At 73.9% G+C, this 4,117-nt stretch carries 3 protein-coding genes; all 3 read right to left on the bottom strand.

Annotated elements, in window-relative coordinates:
- The coding region (locus B9S61_RS05275) for a serine/threonine-protein kinase (protein ID WP_103541141.1) at positions 1 to 1,036 on the bottom strand (1,036 nt) is incomplete at its 3' end.
- A 103-nt stretch (positions 1,037 to 1,139) separates the two neighbouring features.
- The gene (locus B9S61_RS05270) at positions 1,140 to 2,786 is read right to left on the bottom strand and encodes a serine/threonine-protein kinase (protein WP_103541140.1); all 1,647 of its coding nucleotides are present in this window, start codon (positions 2,784 to 2,786) and stop codon (positions 1,140 to 1,142) included.
- Positions 2,787 to 2,945: 159 nt separating this feature from the next.
- Positions 2,946 to 4,117, bottom strand: a 1,172-nt coding sequence (locus tag B9S61_RS05265; protein WP_103541139.1) for a serine/threonine protein kinase, incomplete at its 5' end; no start/stop codon positions are given.

The raw sequence follows: 4,117 nt of genomic DNA, 5'->3' as shown, positions 1-4,117 counted from the left end.
CCATCGCGGCGACCGCCAGCGCGGCCACCAGCACACCCCTCGTGGGCTGCCGCCGGACGGGACGTTCCCCGGGGGCGCCCGGCACCGTACCGTCCGTCGCCGTCCGCCAGGCGGCGAACCGCCGTCGGGGCGGCTCCCGGTCCGGCGGCAGCAGATCCGGGGGCGCCGACTCCGGGGTGCGGCCCGTCGCGAGGAACGCCATCAGCATCCGTTCGGCCCGGTCCGCGTCCAGCCGTCGGTCCGGGTCGCGTTCCAGCAGGCCGCGCACCACGGGCAGGATCGGCCCGGCCTCGGCGGGCGGGCGGATCTCGTCGACCACGACCGCGTGCAGGACCCCGCTCAGGGAGTCGCGCCGGAACGGCGACTCGCCGCTGAGCGCCGTGCAGAGCAGCGCGCCCAGCGACCACAGGTCGGACGCGGGTCCCGTCCGCGCGCCGGACATCCGCTCGGGCGCGGTGTACTCGGGGGAGCCGACGAAGGAGCCGGTCTCGGTGAGCGTGGTGGAGCCCGACACCTGGGCGATGCCGAAGTCGGTGAGCAGCACCCGGTCGGTGTCGTCCTCCAGCAGGACGTTGGCGGGCTTGAGGTCACGGTGCAGCACACCGGAGGTGTGGGCGGCGCGCAGCGCGCCGAGCAGGTCGACGCCGATCCGCGCGGCCTCCGGGGCGTCGACCGGGCCCCGTTCGGCGATTCGGTCGGCGAGGGAGGGTCCCTCGATCAGCTCCAGGACGATGTACGGACGCTCGTCGTCCTCGACGACATCGTGGACGACGATGATGTTCGGGTGGCTCAACTGGGCCAGGGCGCGCGCCTCGCGCAGGGTGCGGTCCCGCTGCCGCCGGGCCTCGGCCGCGGAGAGCGTCTCGTCGAAGGGGAGTTCCTTCACGGCGACGCGCCGCCCGAGCAGTTGGTCGGTGGCCCGCCAGACCACGCCCATGCCGCCGCGCCCGATCCTCGCCTCCAGACGGTAACGACCCGCGATGACACGGGCATTGTGCCGTGCGGTCCCGTTCTCCGGTTCCCCCTCGGTCACCATGCGTCCATCATGCCCCACCGGATGTGTCCGCTCCGGTACGGCGATTCGGCCAAGCGGCGCGCCGACGCCCTCACCACGGTCGTCAGGGCTCGCGCCACGGTCGTCAGGGCTCGCGCCAGCCCCGCAATATCGTCCGGAACTGCTCGCCGGTCGTGTCCCAGTCGGCGGCCGGAGCGGCCATGTAGATCGCGTACTCGACACCGTCGCGCGAGATGTACATCTGGTCGATCGCCCGGTACGGCCCCGGGAACTCCGTGTCCTTGGCCAGCGCCGTCCAGCTGTACTCCAGCCGTGCGCCGTCACGGTCACGGTAGGTCAGGTGGCGCAGCCCCAGCGGCTCGTAGTCGACCAGGCGCGCGCCGATCTGCTGGTCGATGTCGCGCAGGTGCTCGTAGGGGTCGTCGAAGTCGGGGGAGTCGTCGATGGCGATACGGAGCAGGTGCTTGCCGCCGTCGGGCGTGTAGTCGACCTGCCGGGTCTCCTCGTCGGAGACCAGCCGCTCCCAGTCCTCGCCGGGCAGGACGACGCTGAAGCCGAGCGGGTCGGCGCGGCGCACCCAGCCCTCCGGGAGGTCCCCCTCCCCCGCCGCGTCGGTCTCACCGGTCTTCGGGGTACCGGGCTGCGTGGCCGGCCCGCCGGTCTCGCCGGTGCCGGCCCCGGCGCCGCCCCGGTCCCACTGCTGGAGCACCACCGCGGTTCCGCCGCCGACGATGACGGCCAGGGCGACGACCAGGGCGATCAACCGTCCGCGCACCCGCCGGCGCGGCGTGGCGGGCGGCCCGTACGGCTGCTGGACGGAGGTGGGACCGCTTCCCTGCCGCGGGTACGGCGGCGGCGCGCCGACGGCCGTCTCCGGCCCGCGCTGGTGCGGCAGCGGCGGCGGTACGCGGGTGTCGACGGCCCGGGTCGGCACGTACTCCTGTGCCGCGCGCGGCCGGCGTCCCTCCGCGGCCTCGGCGAGCAGCTGCTCGGCCTGGGAGGCGTCGGGCCGGGTGGCCGGATCCTTGCGCAGCAGCGCGCTGATGACGGGCGCGAGCGGGCCGGCGTGCCGCGGCTCGTCGGCCTCCTCCTCGACGACGGCCTGCATGGTGGTCAGCGGTGAGGTGCGGCGGAACGGCGAGACGCCCTCCACCGCCGTGTACAGCGTCGCGCCGAGCGCCCACAGATCGGAGGCGGGGCCGGGGTCGTGGCCGCGGACCCGCTCGGGCGCCAGGTAGTCGACCGAGCCGACGACCTCTCCGGTGCGCGTGATGGCCGTGTCGCCGTCTATCTGGGCGATGCCGAAGTCGGTGAGCAGCACCCGGCCGTCCCGGCCGAGCAGCACGTTGCCGGGCTTGACGTCGCGGTGCAGGACGCCCGCGGTGTGCGCGGCGCGCAGGGCGCGCAGCACCCACAGGCCGATCCGGGCGGCCTCGCGGGGATCGACGCGTTCCTGTTCCTTCAGCGCGTCGGCGAGGGAGTGGCCCTCGACCAGTTCCATCACGATCCACGGCCGGCCGTCGTGCTCCAGCACGTCGTGCACCGTGACGACGGCGGAGTGGTTGATCCGCGCGGCCGCCCGCGCCTCCGCGCGGGTGCGCGCCAGCAGCGTGGTCTGTTCACTGTCGGAGACGTAGAGCGCCGCGGTCAGTTCCTTGATGGCGACCGAGCGGTGCAGCACCTCATCGTGCGCACGCCACACCCGGCCCATGCCACCGCTCCCGATGGATTCACCGAGCCGGTAGCGGCCCGCGACGAGCGAGCCCTGCATCTGGTTCACGTTGCCCCGCAATGGTCTTGACAGGGCCAGGGTAAATACACGGGACCGTCCTGGGAACCGACGACGTGCCATGGAGACCGCACTGTGATGGTTGTCGCTGTATGCGGCGGTAGGCAACCAAAACACCCGGGGCCGCGTGGTGACGGCGGTTCAGCCGGTGTGACGGTAGGTGGCCGACGCCTGCTCGTACAGCCGTGTCACCTCGTCCCGCTCGGCCTCCGGTCCGCGCACCTGCAGCACGTGGTAGCGGCCGTCGATCAGCGCCGCGAGGTTACGGACGTAGAGCTCGCCCCCGTCGCCGGTCCAGGTGAACTGGCCCTCCGCCATGGTCCGTCCGCCCACCTCGATGGTCTTCAGGCCGGTCGAGGTGGCCCAGCTGGAGTCGCGGTAGGGCTGGAGCTCACGCTCGTCGTCCCGCTGGTACTTCATGGGGTCGCTGCCGTACCGCTCCGCGCTGTCCCGGCCGGGGACGACGATGAGTTCGAAGTCGCCGCGGGAGTAGACGACCTGGCCGCTGCCGTTCTTCGCGGTGCGCTGCCAGTTCTCGGCGACGGCGACCCGGAAGCCCTCCGGGTCCGTGCGCAGGGTGAAGCCGTCGGCGGCCTCGGGGCCGGTGGTCTGGGTCTCGTTGTCGGCGGCCGACTCCTCGGGGCTGCTGCCGGGGGTGCCCCCGGGACCGTCCCCGGGGTCCGGCGCGTTCTGCCCGGCGCCGGTCGGGTCCGGTGCGCCACCGACCTCACCGGCGGCTCCGGTGCGGTCGGCGGACGTCCCCGGATTCGTCTCGTCCGTCTTCGGCATGAACAGCACGGCGTACGCGATCGCCGCCGCCATCGCGAGCAGCACCAGCAGGAGCAGGGAACGGCCCAGCCGGCGCGGGGAACCGCTCTCCCGCTTGGCCCGCTTGTGCCGTCCGTGGTGGACGGGGAGCCCGGCACGCCGTCTGCGCACCAGCTCGCCGCGGCGCCGTATGACCGGGAGCCTGCTGGTGTCGGCGGGCGGTGCCGCTATCACGTGCACGCCCGCCTCGGGCTCGGGCGCGGAGCGCACCAGCGAACGCAGCCAGCCGCGCAGCTCCTCGAAGTCGGAGCGGTCGGTGGGGTCCTGACGCAGCAGCGACTCCACGACCGGCCGGAGCGGCCCGCACTCCTCGGCGTAGGCGGGCGGCTCGGCGCACACCATCTGCACCAGCTCGGCCGTCGACTCCTCCGGGTAGGGCGCGTGTCCCTGTACGGCCCGGAACAGCAGGGAGCCCAGCGCCCACAGGTCGGTGGCGGGGCCGATGGGCGCGGCCAGCTGCCAGTTCTCGTGCACCGGGCCGGCCT

Origin of the sequence: Streptomyces sp. SM1, from assembly GCF_002910825.1 — a bacterium.
Taxonomy (GTDB): Bacteria; Actinomycetota; Actinomycetes; order Streptomycetales; family Streptomycetaceae; genus Streptomyces; species Streptomyces okerensis.
Note: the sequence above shows the minus strand (reverse complement) of the source record. Positions and strands in the feature narration are given on the sequence as shown.